The organism is Brevibacterium aurantiacum, assembly GCF_007558825.1.
GTDB classification, from domain to species: domain Bacteria; phylum Actinomycetota; class Actinomycetes; order Actinomycetales; family Brevibacteriaceae; genus Brevibacterium; species Brevibacterium aurantiacum_A.
The window spans coordinates 216,375-236,346 of sequence record NZ_VLTK01000005.1; the positions used below are offsets into that span (position 1 = coordinate 216,375).

The 19,972-nt window shown below is 63.4% G+C and carries 17 protein-coding genes; 14 read left to right on the plus strand and 3 right to left on the minus strand.

Annotated features, from left to right (window positions below):
- Positions 1–62 precede the first annotated feature (62 nt).
- The 4 genes from aceB to FO013_RS10775 all read left to right on the plus strand — a co-directional run bounded on the left by aceB (position 63) and on the right by FO013_RS10775 (position 5,893).
- On the plus strand, positions 63–1,667 hold the full coding sequence (gene aceB, locus FO013_RS10760) for a malate synthase A (protein ID WP_143922541.1): 1,605 nt from the start codon (positions 63–65) through the stop codon (positions 1,665–1,667).
- Between the two features lie 145 nt (positions 1,668–1,812).
- On the plus strand, positions 1,813–3,273 hold the full coding sequence (locus tag FO013_RS10765) for an FAD-linked oxidase C-terminal domain-containing protein (RefSeq protein WP_186293051.1): 1,461 nt from the start codon (positions 1,813–1,815) through the stop codon (positions 3,271–3,273).
- The gene (locus FO013_RS10770; RefSeq protein ID WP_186293052.1) at positions 3,270–4,421 is read left to right on the plus strand and encodes an FAD-binding oxidoreductase; all 1,152 of its coding nucleotides are present in this window, start codon (positions 3,270–3,272) and stop codon (positions 4,419–4,421) included. Before FO013_RS10765 ends, FO013_RS10770 begins: the two co-directional genes overlap by 4 nt.
- Positions 4,421–5,893, plus strand: a complete 1,473-nt coding sequence (locus FO013_RS10775) for a heterodisulfide reductase-related iron-sulfur binding cluster (protein WP_186293053.1) — start codon at positions 4,421–4,423, stop codon at positions 5,891–5,893. The genes FO013_RS10770 and FO013_RS10775 overlap by 1 nt, the downstream gene beginning before the upstream one ends.
- Before the next feature lie 52 nt (positions 5,894–5,945).
- On the opposite strand, the gene FO013_RS10780 is transcribed toward FO013_RS10775, so the two are convergent.
- Together FO013_RS10780 and FO013_RS10785 are read right to left on the minus strand one after the other, a co-directional pair.
- On the minus strand, positions 5,946–6,407 hold the full coding sequence (locus FO013_RS10780) for a universal stress protein (RefSeq protein ID WP_143922544.1): 462 nt from the start codon (positions 6,405–6,407) through the stop codon (positions 5,946–5,948).
- Positions 6,408–6,420: 13 nt separating this feature from the next.
- Entirely contained in the window at positions 6,421–7,920 is a 1,500-nt protein-coding gene (locus FO013_RS10785) for a CitMHS family transporter (protein ID WP_143922545.1), read from the minus strand.
- Between the two features lie 142 nt (positions 7,921–8,062).
- Between FO013_RS10785 and FO013_RS10790 the strand changes: the two genes are divergently transcribed.
- Positions 8,063–9,886 (plus strand): sensor histidine kinase, encoded by a 1,824-nt coding sequence (locus FO013_RS10790; RefSeq protein ID WP_143922546.1) that lies wholly within the window; start codon positions 8,063–8,065, stop codon positions 9,884–9,886.
- Entirely contained in the window at positions 9,883–10,542 is a 660-nt protein-coding gene (locus tag FO013_RS10795) for a response regulator (protein WP_260848095.1), read from the plus strand. Before FO013_RS10790 ends, FO013_RS10795 begins: the two co-directional genes overlap by 4 nt.
- A 4-nt stretch (positions 10,543–10,546) precedes the next feature.
- On the opposite strand, the gene FO013_RS10800 is transcribed toward FO013_RS10795, so the two are convergent.
- Positions 10,547–11,896, minus strand: a complete 1,350-nt coding sequence (locus FO013_RS10800; protein WP_260848096.1) for an MFS transporter — start codon at positions 11,894–11,896, stop codon at positions 10,547–10,549.
- 123 nt (positions 11,897–12,019) lie between these two features.
- Here FO013_RS10800 and FO013_RS10805 point away from each other — a divergent pair, with 123 nt between their 5' ends.
- The 8 genes from FO013_RS10805 (at position 12,020) to FO013_RS10840 (ending at position 19,955) form a co-directional block, all read left to right on the plus strand.
- Positions 12,020–12,619, plus strand: coding sequence for an ArsR/SmtB family transcription factor (locus tag FO013_RS10805; protein ID WP_395949617.1), 600 nt, complete (start codon positions 12,020–12,022; stop codon positions 12,617–12,619).
- 208 nt (positions 12,620–12,827) lie between these two features.
- Positions 12,828–15,737, plus strand: a complete 2,910-nt coding sequence (locus tag FO013_RS10810) for a DNA translocase FtsK (RefSeq protein WP_260848097.1) — start codon at positions 12,828–12,830, stop codon at positions 15,735–15,737.
- A gap of 107 nt (positions 15,738–15,844) precedes the next feature.
- Positions 15,845–16,519 carry a CDP-diacylglycerol--glycerol-3-phosphate 3-phosphatidyltransferase gene (gene pgsA / locus FO013_RS10815; RefSeq protein ID WP_143922547.1) on the plus strand — a complete coding sequence of 225 codons (675 nt, stop codon included), beginning with the start codon at positions 15,845–15,847 and terminating at the stop codon, positions 16,517–16,519.
- 4 nt (positions 16,520–16,523) lie between these two features.
- Positions 16,524–17,048, plus strand: a complete 525-nt coding sequence (locus FO013_RS10820) for a CinA family protein (RefSeq protein ID WP_186293054.1) — start codon at positions 16,524–16,526, stop codon at positions 17,046–17,048.
- Between the two features lie 196 nt (positions 17,049–17,244).
- Complete coding sequence (locus tag FO013_RS10825) at positions 17,245–17,574, plus strand: helix-turn-helix domain-containing protein (protein WP_143922548.1); 330 nt, start codon at positions 17,245–17,247, stop codon at positions 17,572–17,574.
- Entirely contained in the window at positions 17,574–17,801 is a 228-nt protein-coding gene (locus FO013_RS10830; protein WP_101619758.1) for a DUF3046 domain-containing protein, read from the plus strand. Before FO013_RS10825 ends, FO013_RS10830 begins: the two co-directional genes overlap by 1 nt.
- 314 nt (positions 17,802–18,115) lie before the next feature.
- Positions 18,116–19,228 (plus strand): recombinase RecA, encoded by a 1,113-nt coding sequence (recA, locus tag FO013_RS10835; protein WP_143922549.1) that lies wholly within the window; start codon positions 18,116–18,118, stop codon positions 19,226–19,228.
- Positions 19,209–19,955 carry a regulatory protein RecX gene (locus tag FO013_RS10840; RefSeq protein ID WP_143922550.1) on the plus strand — a complete coding sequence of 249 codons (747 nt, stop codon included), beginning with the start codon at positions 19,209–19,211 and terminating at the stop codon, positions 19,953–19,955. Before recA ends, FO013_RS10840 begins: the two co-directional genes overlap by 20 nt.
- Positions 19,956–19,972 lie beyond the last annotated feature (17 nt).

Genomic DNA, 19,972 nt, shown 5'->3' on the forward strand with positions numbered 1-19,972 from the left:
CAAACCCCGTTGCCAGCGATCAGCGATGCACTAGTGAAAGTGCCGACTAAGGAGAACCACCGATGACTGCTCAAATCGAGAATCTGGACATTCCAGAGGGCATGGAGATCACCGGCGAACTGCCGGACGGGGCAGAGAAGGTACTCACCCCTCAGGCCCTCGAACTCATCGTCGAGCTGAACCGGAAGTTCAATGGGGTCCGCCTCGAACGATTGGAGGCTCGCAAGGAGCGCCAGGCTCAGATCGCCGCCGGCGCCGATCTCGACTTCCTCCCCGAGACCGCCGAGATCCGCAACGATCCCAGCTGGCAGGTCGCACCGCCGGCCCCCGGTCTCGAGGACCGGCGCGTGGAGATGACCGGACCGACGTACAAGAAGATGACGATCAACGCCCTGAACTCCGGAGCCAAGGTATGGCTGGCCGACCAGGAGGATGCGAACACCCCACAGTGGGATTCCGTCATCGGCGGACAGCTCAACCTGCTCGACGCACTCAACCGCGAGATCGACTTCACCTCACCCGAGGGCAAGAGCTACACTTTGGCCCCCGACGAGGAGCTGCCGACCATCGTCGTCCGTCCCCGCGGCTGGCACATGCCGGAGAAGCACATCCTCGTCGACGGCGAGGAGACATCGGGTTCGCTCGTCGACTTCGCGCTCTACTTCGCCACCGCCGGACAGCTCCAGATCGAGAAGGGCAAGGGCCCGTACTTCTACCTCCCGAAGATGGAATCCCATCTCGAAGCCCGTCTGTGGAACCAGGTGTTCGACCACGCAGAGGACTCCTTCGGTCTTGACCGTGGGACCATCCGCGCCACCGTGCTCATCGAGACCTACCCCGCGGCCTTCGAGATGGAAGAGATTCTCTACGAACTGCGCGAGCACTCCTCAGGTCTCAACGCCGGCCGCTGGGACTACATCTTCTCCGTGATCAAGAACTTCCGCGCCCGCGGTGCTGACTTCCTGCTGCCCGACCGTTCTGACGTGACGATGACGGTGCCGTTCATGCGCGCCTACACCGAGCTCCTCGTGCACACCTGCCACAAGCGCGGCGCACACGCCATCGGCGGTATGAGCGCCTTCGTTCCGGCGAAGGACCCGGAGGCGAACGAGGCCGCATTCAACAAGGTCCGCGAGGACAAGTCCCGTGAGGCCGGCAAGGGCTTCGATGGCTCCTGGGTGGCCCACCCCGGTATGGTCGCACTGTGCAAGGAGGTCTTCACCGAGACGCTGGGTGCCAACGCCAACCAGATCGAGAACAAGCGCGATGACGTCTCCGTGTCCGCAGTCGAGCTCCTCGACGTCAAGTCGACCCCGGGCTCGATGACGGAACAGGGTCTGCGGACCAACGTCTCCGTCGGCATCCAGTACCTGCGCGCCTGGTTGGAAGGAAACGGCGCCGTCGCCATCAACGGACTCATGGAAGATGCCGCGACGGCTGAGATCTCAAGGTCCCAGGTCTGGCAGTGGATGGATGCCGGAGTCGAACTCGACACCGGAGTCACCGTCACTGCCGATTTCGTGCGCCAGGTCGTGACCGAAGAGGTTGCGAAGCTGCCGGGCGAAGAGGCCGATTGGAAGGACGCCGTCGACATGTTCCTGTCCGTGGCCGTCGCCGAGGAATACGTTGACTTCCTCACCCTGCCGGCATACGCCAGCATGCCCTGACAGTCAGAGCCGTGCAGGCCTTGAATCTGCGCGGGTCAGGAGTCTCACCACGTAAGAACGCCGTCGAAAATGTGCCGCGGAGCACATTTTCGACGGCGTTCTTCGCTAAGCTCGACATCATCGACGCAAGGAGGCGGGAGTGGACATGAGCAGAATCGAATCGGTCCTCACACGGATCGAACCACATTTGCCACCAGGGGCGATCGTCACCGACGAGAACGAGCGCAAGACCTACGAGTGCGACGGTCTTGCCGTGCACAGGACCGTCCCAGCCCTGGTCATCCGCGTCACCTCCACCGCCGAGGTGGGCCTGACCGTGCGTGCCTGCCACGAGTTCGACGTCCCCTTCGTCGCCCGCGGTTCGGGCACCGGGCTCTCCGGCGGGGCTCAGCCGCACGCAGAAGGCGTGCTCATCGTCATGTCGACGATGAGGGACATCCTCGACATCGACCCGGCCGCCCAGCGCGCGATCGTGCAGCCAGGCGTCATCAACCTCAACCTCTCCAATGAGGCCAACCCCGACGGCTACTATTTCGCCCCGGATCCCTCGAGCCAGAGCGTGTGCTCGATCGGAGGCAACGTCGCAGAGAACTCCGGCGGTGCCCACTGCCTCAAATACGGTTTCACCACCAACCACGTCACCGGCGTCACTCTCGTCACCGCCCAGGGCGACATCGTCGACATCGGGGGACAGGCTCCCGAATACCCCGGCTTCGACCTCCTCGGCGTGCTCTGCGGATCAGAGGGGACGCTGGGGATCGTCACCGAGGTGACCGTGCGTCTGACCCGGCTGCCCGAAGCAGTGGAGACGCTGCTCATCGGGTTCGAGTCGACCGATGCGGCAGGAGAGGCGGTCAGTGACATCATCTCTGCGGGGATCATGCCAGCCGCCATCGAGATGATGGATGCGTTGGCCATCGAGGCCGCAGAGAAGGCCGTGGCCTGCAACTATCCGGACGGTGCAGGTGCCGTCCTCGTCGTCGAACTCGACGGACCGGCCATCGACGTCGATCTCGAGCGGGAGACGGTCATCGCCAGGGCGAGGGACCACGGTGCCGGTGAGGTTCGCGTCGCCGTCGACGATGTCGAACGCGGTCTGATCTGGAAGGGCCGGAAATCGGCGTTCGCTGCCGTCGGTCGGATCAGCCCCGACTACATCGTCCAGGACGGAGTCATCCCACGGTCGCGGCTCGGGCCCGTCCTGGCGTCGATCTCGACGATCGCGGAGGAATGCGGCGTGCGCGTCGCCAACGTCTTCCACGCCGGCGACGGCAATCTGCATCCGCTTGTCCTCTTCGATGGCAGCATCGAAGGCCAGACCGAGTTGGCCGAGACCGCTTCCGGTCGGATTCTCGACCTGTGCCTGAGCGAAGGCGGTTCGATCACAGGCGAACACGGGGTCGGATCCGACAAAGCCAAGTTCATGCCGCGCATGTTCACGAATGAGGATCTGGACACGATGCAGATCCTGCGCTGCGCCTTCGACCCGGACTATCTGTCCAACCCGGGAAAGGTCTTCCCGACACCACGACTGTGCGGGGAACCACCTCGGCGAACATCCGGGGAGCATCCCCTCCAGGCGGCAGGAAAGGCGGAGCTGTTTTGACCGAGGAACTTCCCAGATTCGCTCGACCCGAGAGCGTCGAGGAGCTCTCCGAGATCATGTCCAACGCACACCGAGACGGACACAGCGTCGCCGTCTACGGCGGCGGGACGGCCCTCGACGACCACCCGCCGGGTGAGACACCGGGGCTCCTCATCGACATGAGCGGGCTCAACCGGATCATCGAACATTCTCCTGGGGACCTCATTCTCGTCGCCGAGGCAGGTGCGACGATCGCCGATCTCAAGGATGTCGCCGAATCCGGTGCCCAGGAACTCCTCTCGGACTTTCCTGCAGATCGGGTCGACTCGGGATCGACGCTGGGCGGCGCCATCGCAACCAGAGCCGTGGGGCCACGGAGAATCGGCCGTCTGCCGCTGCGTGAGGTCGTCCTCGGCGTCACCGTTGTCCTCGCCGACGGCACCATCGCGAAGGCCGGTGGCAAGGTTGTGAAGAACGTGGCCGGCTACGACCTGTCAAAGCTCATGACCGGGTCCTGGGGCACGCTGGGGATCATCGTCAGCGCAGCGATCCGACTGTACCCGAAGCCGGAGACCCAGGGTTACGTCGAGATTCCCGGCGCCGAGGCTGCATTGGGAGTCCTCGGCTCCCAGATGGCGCCGGCGGCAGTCGAAATCGACCGGTCGCCGGGTGCAGAGGCCACGACCGTCGTCATGGTCGAAGGACTCCCGGAGTCGGTCGAATCCCGAACCCGACAGATCATCGAGGCCTACCCCGGTGCGAAGGTGGGCATCGAGCCGAGCTGGTGGGCACGGCGTGCTCAGGCCCCCGTGACGATACGGGCCTCGGTCTCACCGGCGCTGGTGCCGGAGCTGGTGGCTCAGATCGCCCGACTCGAAGACGCCATCGGCTACCCGATCCAACTGCGCGGGTCCGCCATGGGTGTCTTCGACCTCGGCGTCGGCGCACCCGACATGGACCCTGCGATCGCGACACGGGTGGTCCTCGAGCACCTGCGGACCTGGGATCGGAAGCAGCTGATTGCGACTGTGCTGTGCGCGCCGCCCGCAGTGTGGAACGAGGTCGACGCCTGGGGCGAGATCCCCGGGTTCGCGCTCATGGCCACCATCAAGGACCAGTTCGATCCGAACGGTCTGCTCTCACCCGGACGTGGAATAGGAGGACTGTGATGTCATGCGATTGCGGTGGCGCAGGAGGCTGCCAAGGCGGCGGGACGCCCAGCGAAGCGACTGGCCAGACACCGTTGGAGGCCACGATGGCGACCGGAGGTCAGGCAACGATGGAGATGGCTCCGCCGACCATGGACCACTCGGCCTTCGACGTCTTCAACCCGCCGGACCCGAGTCTCATCGCCGACTGCGTCCACTGCGGCTTCTGCCTTCCCGCCTGCCCGACCTACCAGCTGTGGGGAAATGAGGAGGACTCACCGCGCGGACGCATCTACCTCATGGAGAAGGGCCTGGAGGACGGGCCGATGAGTGCGTCCATGGTCGAACACTTCGACGCCTGCCTGGGATGCATGGCCTGCGTCAGCGCCTGCCCGTCCGGAGTCCAGTACGACAAGCTCATCGAAGCCACCCGCGGACAGGTCGAACGCAACGGCAAGCAGCATCGCAGCCGCGGCGAGGTGGCACTGCGGGAGGCGATCTTCCAGCTGTTTCCGTACCCCGATCGTCTGAGGACCATGTTGGCACCCCTCAAGCTCTACCAGCGGACGGGACTGTCATCGGTCATCCGAAAGTCCAAGATCCTCGAGAAGCTCTCACCGACTCTGGCCACGATGGAGGCCATCGCACCGCCTGTGACCAAGAAGGTCACCATTCCAGCGACTAACCCGCCACGCACGGCCGAGGGCGAAAGCCTGCCTGTCCGGTCGCGAGTGGGGATGCTGCTGGGATGTGTGCAACGAACCTTCTACCCCCAGGTCAACGCCGCTACGGTGCGTGTTCTCAACATGGAAGGCTGCGAAGTCGTGGTGCCTCAGTCACAGGGCTGCTGCGGTGCCCTGTCCGTCCACGCCGGGCGCAGCGAAGAGGGCGAGGACTTCGCACGCAGAATCGTCGACACATTCACCTCGGCGGACGTGGACTATCTGGTCGTCAACTCCGCAGGCTGCGGATCGACGATGAAGGAGTACGCCGATATCCTCGCCGATGATCCCGCCTACGCTCAGCGCGCGAAGGAGCTGGCGGACAAGGTCAGGGACGTGACCGAGATCCTCGTCGAACTCGGACCCAGCGCCCCACGGCACCCGGTGGCCCGCGGTGGGCTGCGTGTGGCCTACCACGACGCCTGCCACCTCTCCCATGCCCAAGGTGTGCGCAACCCGCCACGCGAGCTGCTGGGGCAGATCCCCGGGGTCGAACTGGCTGCGATCAAGGACGCCGACACCTGCTGCGGCTCGGCCGGAATCTACAACCTGGTGCGCCCTGAGGCAGCCCGCGAACTGGGGGACAAGAAGGCCACGAACATCGCCGCTACCGGAGCCGATCTCGTCGTCACCGGCAATCCCGGCTGTCTGCTGCAGGTCACCGACGCACTTCGCCGACAGGGAGAGGCCACACTGCCGAGTGCACACACGATCGAACTCCTCGACGCCTCACTCACCGGTGCAGGAGCAGGGGATCTGTTGGCGGGGTGAGGCACCCGGTCTGCTGCGGCCGCTGGAGGACGCTGCGTGAGTAGGAGCCGCGCTACTTGACGATGAGCACCGGGCACTCTGCCTCGAGGATCACCCTCTGCGTGCTAGAGCCCAGAAGCAGCTTGACCACGGGGGAGCGGCGCTTGGAGGGCATCACGATGAGCTTCGCCTGCCATGTCTCGGCGAGGTCGATGATCTGGGAGGCCACATCGGAATCGGCGCGTTGGATCTCGAACTCGAGGTCCGCCTCGGCGAGCCGATCGGCCAGTTCCTTCGTCTGAGACAGGGCACCGGTGGACGGAGCGGTCGTCGTATCCGATTCGAAGTGGACCGCGCGCACAGCCGCGTTCTCTCGCCGGGCGCCGGCGATCGCCTGCTCGAGGAGCGCCGTGGAGGAGTCCGATCGGTAGGCCAGGATGACCGTGGCCGCAGCATCGTCGATGCCGGCCGAGGCCGCTACCCGCAGCGAGGGAGCCGGGAAGCGGCGACGCGGGGCTGAGTAGAAATCAGTCATGTCGGTCGTGGTCCTATCCGATTGCGATGACGCCGATGAGGACGCCGACGGTCAGCATGACCAGTGACACGATGAGGGCGCGCCACAGGACCTTCTTGTGGTGGTCTCCGAGTTCGACTCCCGAGAGTGAGACGAGGAGCAGGATCGCGGGCACCAGCGGTGACTGCATGTGCACCGGCTGGCCCGTGATGGAGGCTCTGGCCATATCGGCCGCGGAGATGCCGAAGTGTCCGGCGGTTTCGGCCAACACTGGAAGGATGCCGAAGTAGAAGGCGTCATTGCTCATGAAGAACGTCATCGGGATCGAGAGCAGCCCGGTGATGACGGCCATGTAGGGGCCCATGGATGTCGGAATGACGTCGACGAGCCACTCGGCCATGGCGTCGACCATGCCGGTTCCGCTCATGATGCCGGTGAGAACGCCGGCGGCCATGACCATTGCGACCACGGCGATGATCGCCGAGGCATGCGAGGCCAGCTCTTCCTGCTGTGCCTTGATATTCGGGAAGTTGACCATGAGGGCGATGACCATGGCGATCATGAACAGGTAGGGCAGGGGCAGCAGGTCGGCGACGAGCATGACCATCACGGCCACGGTCAGCGTCAGGTTGAACCAGAAGAGCTTGGGACGCAGCGTCGCTCGGTTGGGGTCGAGCGCGGTGTCGGTCAGAGCGGAACCGGAGCCGGAACCGGCTTCTGAGCCGTCATCGGAACCCGCGGTCTCCGCGAGCGATGATCCCGCCGAGGCTGGCGCGCCGTGATCGGATCCCGACGTGGACCCGGTGCTGGGAGCAGAATCTGAACCCGAGGCTGAACCCGTGCTCGAGCGGGCGACTGCACCGACGAGGTCGGAGCGCTTCGATCCTGAATTGGACTCATCGACCCAGGCCACACCGTTCTTGGCAAGACGGCGTCGTTCGGAGATGCCGAGGAAGTAGGCGAAGACGAAGCACACCAGCAGGCCCGCAGCGAGAGCCGGGACCATCGGAGCGAAGATCTCGTTGGCATCGATCTGCAGGGCCGAGGATGCGCGTGCCGTCGGACCGCCCCAGGGGACGATGTTGAGAGTGCCGTTGATCAGACCCGCGACACAGGTCAGCACCACGGGCGACATCTCCAGGCGCTGGTAGATCGGCAGCATTGCGGCGGTGACGACGATGAACGTCGTCGACCCGTCGCCGTCGAGGGAGACCGCTCCGGTCAGCAGGGCCGTGCCCATGACGACTTTGACGGGATCGTGGCCTGCGACCCTGAGGATGAACTCGACGAGCTTGTCGAAGAGTCCGACGTCGATCATGATGCCGAAGTAGATGATGGCGAAGAGCAGCAGCGCTGCCGTCGACGACATGTCCGCGATGGCGTCCATGACCATTTCGCCGATTCCCAGGCCTGCGCCGGTGAACAGTCCGAACACGGTCGGGACGATGATCAGCGCCAGGATCGGTGAGAGTCGCTTCGTCATGATCAGCGTCATGAAGACGATGATCATTGCGAAACCGAGAACTACGAGCACGTGCTTCTCCTATGAAGGCGGATGTGATGCCCGATACACCCTAGATCGCGTTCTGTCGCGGCGCGCGTTTGTGTGCACTGAACACGTTCTGCCTCTTTGGCACCTTTTGCGCATTTCGCTCATGCGTGGTTAGTGTGGGTCGGTGCGACGTCCCACCCGATCCTTCTCGCGCCGTGTGCTGCTCAGCCAGCTCGCGGTCGTTGTGGTGACGCTGGCGCTGGTGACCGGAGTCTTCGCTTGGATGGGTGCGCGCTCGGTCACTGAGGTCACCGAGACCGAGGCCCTGGCGACTGCCCGGGCCCTGGCGGTCGATCCGGAGGTGAGGAGGGGCGCGACTCGGGCTTCGGCCGAACATGCACAGGAGCCTGATGACGCGATCACATCGGCGCTGATCAAGATCACCGACGACCTGAGGGACTCTTCGGGCATCGTCTTCGCGGTCATCACCGACGATCGTGGAATCCGACTGACCCACCCGGACCGGGACAATATCGGCAAGCATGTGTCGACTTCCCCGGATGAAGCACTGGCCGGGCGGGAGAACATCAGCCATGAGCGCGGCACCCTCGGCGAGACCGTGCGGGCGAAGGTGCCGATCTATTCCTCCTCCGATGATGAGACTGTCGTCGGACAGGTCTCCGTCGGCATCCACGCTTCGGTGCTTGATGCCGACCTGCGACGAGAATTCCTTGTTCTCGGCTCTGTCGCAGTCCTCGCCCTGATCATCGGCGTGATCGCCTCGCTCGCTCTGGGCCGCAGGCTGCGCCGCGAGACTCTGGGTGTGGGCCCCGAGGAGCTCGCGGAGATGGCACGTGATCAGGGTGCAGTCCTGCGCGGCCTCGACGACGGTGTTCTGGCCTTCAGCTCATCCGGGGAGCCGACCTTGTCCAATGCGACGGCCGAAGAGCTGCTCGGGATCGCCCATGTCGATGCCGACGAAGACGATGCCGACACAGGCGAGGACACCACGGCCTCGGTCACGGCCGGGGCCGCGAACGCCTCACAGGCGGACGTGCCTGAGGTGATCAGAAGCATGATGCTCGATGCACCCGATCACGGTGCCCTGCGTCGGCGAGTCACCGTCGGCGATCGGATCCTGTTGGCCACGGCTGTGCGGGTGAGCCGTGATGGGGTCTCTGTCGGCGGGGTCGTCACCCTGCGCGATGAGACCCAGGTGCTGACGATGGCCCGTCAGCTCGAATCGGTGACGTCGATGGCCCGGGCCCTGCGCACTCAGCGCCACGAGTTCGCCAACCGGCTGCACACTGTCCTCGGCCTCGTCGACACAGGTGCCACCGATGAGGCACGGAACTACCTCGCCACGATCCTGCGGACCGGACCGATCGCGACCCCCGTCGAAGGCATCGAGGTGATCACCGACCCGTATCTTCGTGCGCTGCTCGAGGCGAAGGGGACCACCGCCGCCGAGGCGGGTGTGACCCTTGCAGTCACCCCGGATTCCTTGGTGCTGGGTCGGGTGAAGGAGCCCGAGGACGTCACACTCATCCTCGGCAATCTCATCGACAATGCGGTGCGAGCGGTGGTGACGAATGCAAGCGGCAGCGGTGCTGACGGTGCTTCTCGAACCGACGAGGTGTTCGGCAGAGTCGAGGTGACGCTGCTCGGCTCCGGTCCGGAGCTGCATGCCGTCGTCACCGACTCCGGTGGGGGAGTCGATGACGCTGATGCGGAGTCCATCTTCGACGAGGGGATCAGCAGCGCCGACGGTCTCGACCCAGAACATGGCCACGGCATCGGTTTGGCGCTGTGCCGAAGGACCGCCCGGAGACACCACGGCAGAGTGTGGCTGCTCAGCGGTCACGATCGAGACCTCGGGGGTGCCAGCTTCGCCATGGGCCTGCCCGATGTTCTCAGCGAGGATGCGGACGACGACATCTCCACAGGCGGCAACCACGAAGACGACATTCCTGCGGACGAGACTTCCGCAGACGACAAGGAGAGATGATGGTCAACGTTCTGGTTCTCGATGACGACTTCTATGTGGGGCAGATCCACTGCCGGTACGTCAACGAAGTTGCCGGATTCCACGCCCTGGAACCGGTCAGAGATCTGCGTACCGCGCGCACGATCATCGCCGAGGACGATGTGGACCTGCTGTTAGCTGACTACGTTCTGCCCGAAGGTAACGGTGTCGAACTGATCCGTGAGACCGATGTCGATGCCATCGTGCTCTCGGCCGTGGCCGATCCCGACGTGGTGCGCTCGGCTCTGCGGGCAGGAGCGATGACCTATATCATCAAACCCTTCGCTGCCGAGGAGCTGCAGGACTTCCTCAGGCGCTATGCCCGCTTCCGGCGCTACTGGGACCGCGAGAAGGTCAGCCAGCCGGAGCTCGAACGTCAGCTGCGCAGTCTGCATGATGTCTCCGCGCCTGGGAGTGCACCGGCCAAAGGCTCGGGCTCGTCGACCAGCGGACGGATCCTCGAGGCGCTCGAAGGCGCAGATCGTTCGCTGACGGCGATGGAGGTCTCTGATGTCGTGGGCACCTCCCGCGCAACTGCCCAGCGCCACCTGGCGAAGCTGGCCGAGTCCCGAGCCGTCACCGTCTCGCTCCAATACGGAAGCACCGGCAGGCCGGAGCACCTCTACGGAGTGGGCTGAGGGATCAGCTCGACTGATCATCATCCCCATCGTCATCGAGCAGATTGAGTGAGTCCGGGAGGACGCGCATCGAGATGAGTGGGGAGATGAGGACGGGCAGCGAGGAGAACACGGCTGCAGCGGCGAAGATCCACAAGGTCGGAACGATCCCGATCGCATGTCCGATCGTTCCACCGAGGAAGGCCCCGACTGGCATCGGGCCCCACACGAGAAACCGAATCGAGGCGTTCATGCGTCCGAGAAGGGGTTTCGGACACAGCCGTTGGCGGAAGCTGACCTGGGTGACGTTGTAGACGACGACGGCCCACGAGATGAGGAACCAGCCGATGAACAGAGTCGGCATCGAGGGAAGCAGATCAGCGGCGGGCACTGTCAGGAAACATACCCCGCTCAGTGCCGCGGAGACGGCGATCGAACGGCCTTCGCCGACGATTCGCTGCACCCACGATGTGCTGATGGCTCCGAGAATGCCGCCAGCCGCACCGACCGACATGACAATCCCGAGTTGGAACTGGCTGAGACCCAGTGTGCGCAGGGCATAGAGGACGATGAGAGCGAAGATCGCCGAGGACGCGAAGTTGGACAGTCCCGTGCAGGCGACGATGCGGCGCAGGAGCACGTGTCCGAGGACCAGGGAAAGGCCCTCGCGGATTTCAGCGAGGAGGCTGGAGCGTTCCCGTTCCTCCGGCCGGTGCTCGCGATGGTGGATCCGGCTGATGAACAGGCTCGACAGCGCCATGCACACACTTGTGGCTCCGACCGTCAGCGGACCCCCGATGAGACTGACGAGTCCTGAAGCCAGCGATGGGCCTGCGACCTGGGCCGTCTGCTGGGTAGCCTGCAGCTTTCCATTGCCGTCGGCAATCTGGTCGCCCGAGACGATCGAGGGCAGATAGGACTGGTTGGCCACGTCGAAGAAGACAGTGACGATTCCGATCACGGTGGCGACGATGCAGAGATGAACGAAGGACAGGGCATCAACGACCCAGGCGACGGGAATGGTGAGAAGGACGAGTGCTCTGAGGACGTCGCCGGCGACGATCACGTGTTTTTTGCGCAAGCGGTCGACCCATGCTCCAGCCGGAAGACTGATGAGAAGAAAGGCGAGGGACTCCAACGTCGAGAGCACCCCCATCTGGAAGGCATCCGCATGCAGGAGCTGTACGGCGATGAGCGGCATGGCGAAGGTGACGAACTCGACGCCGAACACTGAGACGGTATCGCCCATCCACAGCTGCCGGAAGTCGTGATGTCGAAACAGCGTGCTCCGCGGTGGGGGTGTGGACCGGGCCGCGTCGTGTGGCTGACCTTCGGAGTTTGTCGGCAGTCGGTCGGGCACGTCGTCGGTCGGCACTGTGCGGCTCCTAGGCGAGCGATTGGCGTCTCTCAAACACTTATCAAAGCGCACTGATTGGGATAAGTCAATCACTTCAGGTTTCCTGATTGGTCTGAGCCCACCGCTGGTACCGTTGAAGCCATGAGAGACGAGGCGTCGAACAGGACTGGCAACGAGCAGTCGGTTGAATATTCGATGCCCGAATTCGAGCGCCGAGACGCGACCGACGCCGAGGCAAAGGCGCTGGCATCCGGCGTGCGCTTGCGCATTCTTCGGTTGTGCTTGGATGAGCCGCTGAGCAATCGAGAGATCGCGACCGAGCTCGACCTCAATCCGGCCACGGCTCTGCACCATGTGAGAATGCTTGTGGGGACAGGCTTTCTTGAGGCTCAGGAGGAGCGTCGGGGCAAGCGCGGATCACGCGAAATCCCATATCGCGCCACCGGTAAGAGCTGGTACGTCAACACCGGTGACATGACGCACCCGATGATCGATGCCTTTGTGGCCGAATTCGATTCTGCGCCTTATGAGGACCGCACGATGGCGCGCATGGCCGCGATGCTGACCGAGGATGAAATAGCAGAGTTCAGGGACCGCATTCAGGAGCTGCTTGAGGATTTCAAATCTCGACGCAAAACCGAGGATGCTCAGCAGTGGGCCCTCTTCATCGCCATGCACCCCAGTGAAGCATCCGGGCGTGACCTCGATCAGCTTGCTGCTGAGAACTCAGACGACTCCTGACATGAAGAACAGTCACCGGACCAACGAGTCCCGGGATGCGCCGGACCGCCCACGACACGGGTGCGTCTTTGTGGCCTGAATACTGTGAAGACGTATCCTGCTATGGGTTGAACGGCACTCGATCTAACGGTGTATCGAGCCGGCCCCGGCGCGCCGAACCCTGCGGATTTACTGGGCAGGAGCGCATAATCGCCCTAAGATGAGAAGCATGGCGACCAGAACGACTTCCCCCGCTTCTGGTAAAGGAAAAGGCACAGCGCGCAAAACTGCTGGTCGGACCGGGCAAGCGGGGAACAAGGAAGACCCCGGGACAAACGTTGTCACCGGTGCGTGGAGGGGAGTGGCCCACATGGCCGGAAACCGTGCGCGAAAGATCCTCAGCGACGAACCGAGCGATCAGTCACCGACCAAGAGAGACGGCACCGCCTTCTTCCTCATCGGTCTCTCGATCATCATCGCAGCCTTCGAATGGTGGAACATCCCCGGTGCCATCAGCGACGTCGTCCGCAACGTCGTCGAAGGCACCTTCGGCAGGGTGGCACTCGCATTGCCGGTGATCTTCACCTGCTACGCGATTCGATTGTTCCTGCGCGGAGACGATAACCGGGGCAACAACAGGATCCTCATCGGTATCATTCTCCTGCTGCTCTCCGCATCCGGACTGGCCCATATTGCCGCGGGCAATCCGACTTTCACCAACTCCAATGATGCTATGGCCAACGGCGGCGGCGCACTCGGATTCGTCATCTCATCGCCACTCGTGATCGCGACCACCGTCTTCGTGGCCGTGCCGCTGCTTGTGCTGCTCGGACTCTTCTCCCTGCTGGTCATCACCGCGACACCCGTGCGTTCGATCCCTAAGCGCCTGATGGATCTCTACCTGCGTCTGACCGGGGGAGCGCGCCCCAGTTCTGAGAAGCAGGACGGACAGGACTCGACCGACCTCGTCGCTGAGAACGCGCGCACCTCCACCCTCAAGCCCGTCATGGGCACCAAACGTCGGACCAAGAAAAAGAAGACCGACCTGCCTGAGGGTGAACATGCCGACGATGACACGACTACCAAGGCCTACGACAAGGCCTACATCCATGAAAACGATGTCAGCGATGAAGAAGCCGACACCACCGTCATCGAACGACCGAAATTCAAGCCGGGTGAACGTCGACCGACGAAGGCCGAGCGGGAAACAGCTGCGCTGAAGAAGACCATCGGCATGGACGATGATGCCGCCACGGTCACGAACAAGGCCGCGCCAGGTGACGCCTCGGCGCCGGTGCCGGTGACGAACAATCCGGCACCGCCACCCACCGAACAGCTGCCGGAACGCGTCGAGCAGCTCACTCTGGCCGGGGACGTCACCTACACGCTTCCGAGCTCGGACAACCTCACCCCCGGCCCGCCCGCAAAGGAGCGCTCCGAGGCCAACGACCGTGTCGTAGAAGCACTGCGCGACGTGCTCGACCAGTTCAAGATCGACGCACAGGTCACCGGCTTCTCACGTGGCCCCACGGTCACCCGCTACGAGGTGGAGCTGGGATCGGGCACCAAGGTCGAGAAGGTCACGGCACTGTCGAAGAACATCGCCTACGCAGTGGCCAGTGCCGATGTCCGCATCCTCTCGCCGATTCCCGGCAAGAAGGCCATAGGCATCGAGATCCCGAACTCCGACCGGGAGAACGTCTCCCTCGGCGACGTGCTGCGCTCGAAGGCCGCCCGCAAGACCGAGAACTCACTGGTCATGGGCGTGGGCAAGGACGTCGAAGGCGGATTCGTCGTCGCCGACCTGGCGAAGATGCCCCACCTGCTGGTCGCCGGTGCGACCGGTGCCGGTAAGTCGAGCTTCGTGAACTCGATGATCACCTCGATCATGATGCGCGCAACCCCTGACGAGGTGCGTATGATCCTCGTCGACCCCAAGCGCGTGGAGCTGACGATCTACGAAGGCATCCCGCACCTCATCACCCCGATCATCACCAACCCCAAGAAGGCCGCCGAGGCGCTCGAGTGGGTAGTGCGCGAAATGGACGCCCGCTACGACGACCTCGCGAACTACGGGTTCAAGCACATCAACGAGTTCAACAAGGCCGTCCGGGAGGGCCGCGTCGAAGTTCCTGCAGGATCGGAACGGGTGCTCCAGCCCTACCCCTACCTGCTGGTCGTGGTCGACGAGCTCGCCGACCTGATGATGGTTGCCCCACGCGACGTCGAAGCTTCGATCCAGCGCATCACCCAGCTGGCGCGTGCGGCCGGTATCCACCTGGTCCTGGCCACACAGCGACCCAGCGTCGACGTCGTCACCGGACTGATCAAGGCCAACGTGCCCTCACGCCTGGCGTTCGCCACCTCATCCCTGGCTGACTCCCGAGTCGTGCTCGACCAGCCGGGCGCGGAGAAACTCATCGGACAGGGTGACGCACTGTTCCTGCCCATGGGTGCTGCCAAGCCGATGCGTGTCCAGGGTGCCTGGGTCAACGAGTCGGAGATCGAGAAGGTCGTCGAACACGTCAAGGGCGAACTCAAGCCGAACTACCGTGAAGATGTTGCGGTGGAAAAGCCGACGAAGCAGATCGACGAAGAGATCGGCGACGATCTCGAACTCCTGCTTCAAGCGGCCGAGCAGGTTGTGACCACGCAGTTCGGCTCGACCTCGATGCTGCAGCGCAAGCTGCGCGTCGGCTTCGCCAAGGCCGGGCGTCTCATGGACCTGATGGAATCACGAGGCATCGTCGGACCCTCCGAAGGGTCGAAGGCTCGCGACGTGCTCGTTCGGCCCGAGGATCTGCCGGGAACGCTGGCGATCATCAAGGGCGAGACCCCGCCGGACGAGGACACGAACCCGGAGGCCGGCGGCGGTGCGGATGATGACGGCTACGGCGCCAGCCGAGCGCATGATGCAGGCGGGCAGTCGGCGGCGGCAGACTACGACGAGGAGTTCGATGACTTCGGAGGCTCGGGGGCAGACACCTCGGCGCGGTCTTCAGGCTCCCGTGCCAACGATCGTTATGCGACGGGCGTCGGGCATGCCGCAGACCTGCATGTCGGCGACGTCGACCCCGAGACCGGGTTGGAAGTCGTAGAGACCAGCGGTGAGGACGCTTGGTCGCTCACAGGCCGCTGACTCCAGCGACAGCGCAGAACTGAAGATCTGAATTCGGCGTGGAGCCGGCCTCTGAAACGAGTGGCCGGCTCCACGCCATTCACATGTCACTCCGATAGGCTTGACACGTGAATGATCGATCAGAGAACGGCACCCCGGGACACGCACCGGCAGAGCCCAGCCCGTGGAATGTTCCCAACGCCCTGACCGTATTGCGGATCCTGCTCGTCCCCGTCTTCCTCGTCCTCCTCCTGGCCGATGGAGGCCAGGACATGACCATGCGGTGGTGGGCATTGGTCGTCTTCCTCCTGGCGATGGCCACGGACAAGATCGACGGAGATCTCGCACGCAAGTACAACCTCATCACGAACTTCGGCAAGATCGCCGACCCGATCGCCGACAAATCTCTGATGGCTGCGGCACTCATCGGCCTGGCCGCGATTGCTGAGATCCCTTGGTGGGTTCCCATCATCATCCTCGTCCGGGAACTCGGCATCACCGTGCTGCGGTTCTTCATGATCCGCATCGCCGTCATGCCCGCATCCAGAGGCGGCAAGATCAAGACCGTGCTGCAGACCGTCGCCATCGGGCTGTTCCTCCTCCTTCGCCCCACGGCGCAGATCGTCCCGGAAGGCGCGACCTTCGCATTGCTGATCCTGGCCTGGCTGATCATGGTCGCCGCCATCGTCGTCACAGTCGTGACGGGAATCGACTACTGCCTCCAGGCCGCGAAACTTGCCAAGGAATCGCGCGGAGGAGACGGAACTGCCGAGACCGGAGCCTCCGACCCGAGTTCGAAGTGAGCCTGTGAACGAGACCGATCTCTTCTCCCGAAGTCAGCACCTCATCACCACCTGTGCGCAGGTGGGACTCTCGGTCGCTGGAGCGGAATCACTGACCGGCGGTCGCTTCGTCGCCACGCTCGTCGATGTTCCCGGAGCCTCCGCCGTGGTACGCGGTGGACTCATCACCTATGCCACCGACCTCAAATCGCGGCTTGCCGGAGTCGATGCCGACCAGCTCGAAGAGACAGGACCCGTCGACGAAGTCGTCGCAGCTCAGATGGCGGCCGGTGCGGCCAGGGAATGTGTCTCCGACATCGGCGTGGCCTGCACCGGAGTCGCCGGACCCGAGCCGCAGGACGACAAACCGGTCGGTCTCGTCTACACGGCCATAGCCTTCGCCGGAAAAGCGCAGGTCAGCGAGCATCATTTCGCCGGAGATCGGGACGCTGTGCGCGCACAGACGGTCGCGGCCATGGTGGCAGACCTCGACGACTTCGTCACCCGGCTGGCGTTCGGCCCCGACGCGAACGGACCCCAAGAATCATGACGGTGCAGCTGCGGAATAAGTTCGACCTCGGCGAAGTTGACCAGATAATGGCAATTGGACGAATACACATCGGCACCTTCGAATGGACTGGCAAAACCATCAGGTCACGTACCCAGGTTGGCGCTCGGCATCGACCGGGCTGTAAAGTTGACTACACCATCACGACTGTTCACGGAGACAAAGGGAGGGACGCGCAATGCTACTGAGAGTTGAAATCGGTGACGCACTGCGCTCCGTACGCCGGCGCCAGGGGCGCACCCTGCGCGACGTCTCCACGGGAGCCAGCGTATCGCTGGGCTACCTCAGCGAGATCGAACGCGGACAGAAAGAAGCCTCCTCGGAGCTTCTCTCCGCGATCTGTGAAGCACTCGATCTGCCGTTGTCGGCTCTGCTGTCATCGGTCTCCGATCGTTTCGCGCTCGAAGAGGGCGTCGAGATTCCCGACACCATTCCACAGGAACTCTCGGACAAGATCCTCGGGCGCCCGGGTGGATACCCGGTGCCACGACTGGCAGCCAAGCCGTAATGCGTCACACCCTCTACTGGGTCCTCATGAACGAGGAGTTCGGAGAGGCTCGTGCTGCATCGCTGCACACGGACCTCGCACTGAGCAGCCTGGGTTCTCGGACCGCCGAAGAGGCATTCCGAGCAGGCATCGAACCCCGCGACATCTGGATCGCAGTCTGTGACGCCTCGGGCGTGCCCGAATCACACCGCCTGGGCAAAGAGAAGCCGCGTTCACGTCCCTTCTAGGGTTGCCCCTCCGTGGGACTGTCGTTCCCAGGACTCTTCCTCATCATTCGAATCCTGCCTGTTCGCAGTGCGATATCGCGGGTGCCTGGTCCGGGTGACTGGGGCAGAGGGGGGAGTGGCGTCAGGTGGGAAATAGTGCGACACGCGCCGTCATATAGAACACTTGTTCCCATGTCGGTTATGCTGGTAATGAATCACGGGACCTGTGACCATGAGTGGCTGATCATCCACGGGGGAATTCGTTCCTCTGTTGTTATGTCAGTGCCACCTTCTAGCCTTGGTCTCAACGGAAAAAGAAACTTTTAGGAGAGACCATGGCTCGGACACCGAAGAACCTGCAGATCCCAACCGGCGGAGATAAGTCGAAGGCACTGGACGCCGCGCTGGGACAGATCGACCGCAACTACGGCAAGGGCGCGATCATGCGTCTGGGCGAAGGGGTTCGCGAACCGATCGCCTGCATCCCCACCGGTTCCATCGCACTCGACGTCGCTTTGGGCATCGGCGGCCTGCCACGTGGTCGTGTCGTCGAGATCTACGGCCCGGAATCCTCGGGTAAGACCACAGTGGCACTGCACGCTGTCGCCAATGCACAGAAGACCGGCGGAATCGCAGCATTCATCGATGCTGAGCACGCACTTGACCCGGAATACGCGAAGAAGCTCGGAGTCGACACCGACCAGCTGCTCGTGTCTCAGCCAGACACCGGTGAGCAGGCGCTTGAAATCGCCGACATGCTCATCCGCTCCGGCGCGCTCGACGTCATCGTCATCGACTCCGTCGCGGCACTCGTGCCGAAGGCCGAGATCGAAGGCGAGATGGGCGACAGCCACGTGGGCCTCCAGGCACGACTGATGTCACAGGCCCTGCGCAAGATCGCGGGTGCACTGTCCCAGTCGAAGACCACCGCGATCTTCATCAACCAGCTGCGTGAGAAGGTCGGTGTCTTCTTCGGCTCACCAGAGACCACCTCCGGTGGTAAGGCTCTGAAGTTCTACGCCTCCGTGCGCATCGACGTGCGACGCATCGAGACCTTGAAGGAAGGTCAGGATGCGGTCGGCAACAGAACCCGTGCCAAGATCGTCAAGAACAAGATCGCACCGCCGTTCAAGCAGGCCGAGTTCGACATCATCTACGGTCACGGAATCTCCCGCGAAGGCAGCCTCATCGATATGGGCGTCGACAACGGCATCATCCGCAAATCCGGATCCTGGTTCACCTACGACGGGGACCAACTCGGGCAGGGCAAGGAGAAGGTGCGAACCTTCCTCAGCGACAACCCAGGCCTGGCCGAAGAAATCGAACTCAAGATCAAGCACAAGATGGGTCTGATCAAGGTTGACGAGCCCGAACCCGAGGCAGAGGTCGACCAGCTTGAAGACACCGCAGCAGAGAGCTCGAAATCGGATGACGTCGAAGTCTCCTGAGCCGATCGATCGCGGAAGCGATCTCGCCGAGTCGAGACCCCACGGGGGAGGCTCGGCGAGATCAGATGCGCCGACGACGAAGCTGGACAAGCTGCGCGAGGCCATCACCGAGATCGACCAGAGGCATGCCGAGGGGGAGTCGGAGTACTTCGCTGATTCCACCTTGCCCTCGGAATCTTCGTTGCCCTCTGATGTCACATCATCAAGGGATGCTCCCTCGTTCGCTGACGCGCTGGAGTTCGACGATGAAGCTGAGCCTGAGGATTTCGACGCCTCATACGCGAAGGCGAAGAAGACGGCCATGAACATGTTGGCCATGCGCGACCATGCCAGCGGCGAACTGCGCGACAAACTGCTCAAACGTGACTTCCTGCCGGCGGCCGTCGATGAGCTCATTGCCAAACTGCAGAAGTCCCGGCTCCTTAACGACGAGGAATTCGCTCACCGCTACGTGCGCGCTCACCGGGAACGACGCAAGCTCTCCCGATCGGCTCTCAAACGAGAACTGAACAAAAAGGGATTGCCCGCAGAGATCGTCTCCGGCGCCGTCGAAGATGTGGCCGGGGAAGATGACCTCGCCCGCCAAGTAGCCGAGAAGAAGGCCGCATCGACACGCGGACTCGACCACGAAGTCCGCGAACGCCGAATCCTGGGTATGCTCGCCCGACGCGGATTTGCATCCTCAGTCTGTCTGAAAGTGACACGCGAAGTCCTCGCCGAGGACTGAACAACGCCGATGACAGA

Coding starts and splice junctions, on each gene's coding strand:
- aceB (WP_143922541.1), top strand. CDS start 63: ATGACTGCTCAAATCGAGAATCTGGACATTCCAGAGGGCATGGAGATC.
- FO013_RS10765 (WP_186293051.1), top strand. CDS start 1,813: ATGAGCAGAATCGAATCGGTCCTCACACGGATCGAACCACATTTGCCA.
- FO013_RS10775 (WP_186293053.1), top strand. CDS start 4,421: ATGTCATGCGATTGCGGTGGCGCAGGAGGCTGCCAAGGCGGCGGGACG.
- FO013_RS10780 (WP_143922544.1), bottom strand. CDS start 6,407: ATGACTGATTTCTACTCAGCCCCGCGTCGCCGCTTCCCGGCTCCCTCG.
- FO013_RS10795 (WP_260848095.1), top strand. CDS start 9,883: ATGATGGTCAACGTTCTGGTTCTCGATGACGACTTCTATGTGGGGCAG.
- FO013_RS10805 (WP_395949617.1), top strand. CDS start 12,020: ATGAGAGACGAGGCGTCGAACAGGACTGGCAACGAGCAGTCGGTTGAA.
- FO013_RS10810 (WP_260848097.1), top strand. CDS start 12,828: ATGGCGACCAGAACGACTTCCCCCGCTTCTGGTAAAGGAAAAGGCACA.
- FO013_RS10825 (WP_143922548.1), top strand. CDS start 17,245: ATGCTACTGAGAGTTGAAATCGGTGACGCACTGCGCTCCGTACGCCGG.
- FO013_RS10830 (WP_101619758.1), top strand. CDS start 17,574: ATGCGTCACACCCTCTACTGGGTCCTCATGAACGAGGAGTTCGGAGAG.
- recA (WP_143922549.1), top strand. CDS start 18,116: ATGGCTCGGACACCGAAGAACCTGCAGATCCCAACCGGCGGAGATAAG.
- FO013_RS10840 (WP_143922550.1), top strand. CDS start 19,209: ATGACGTCGAAGTCTCCTGAGCCGATCGATCGCGGAAGCGATCTCGCC.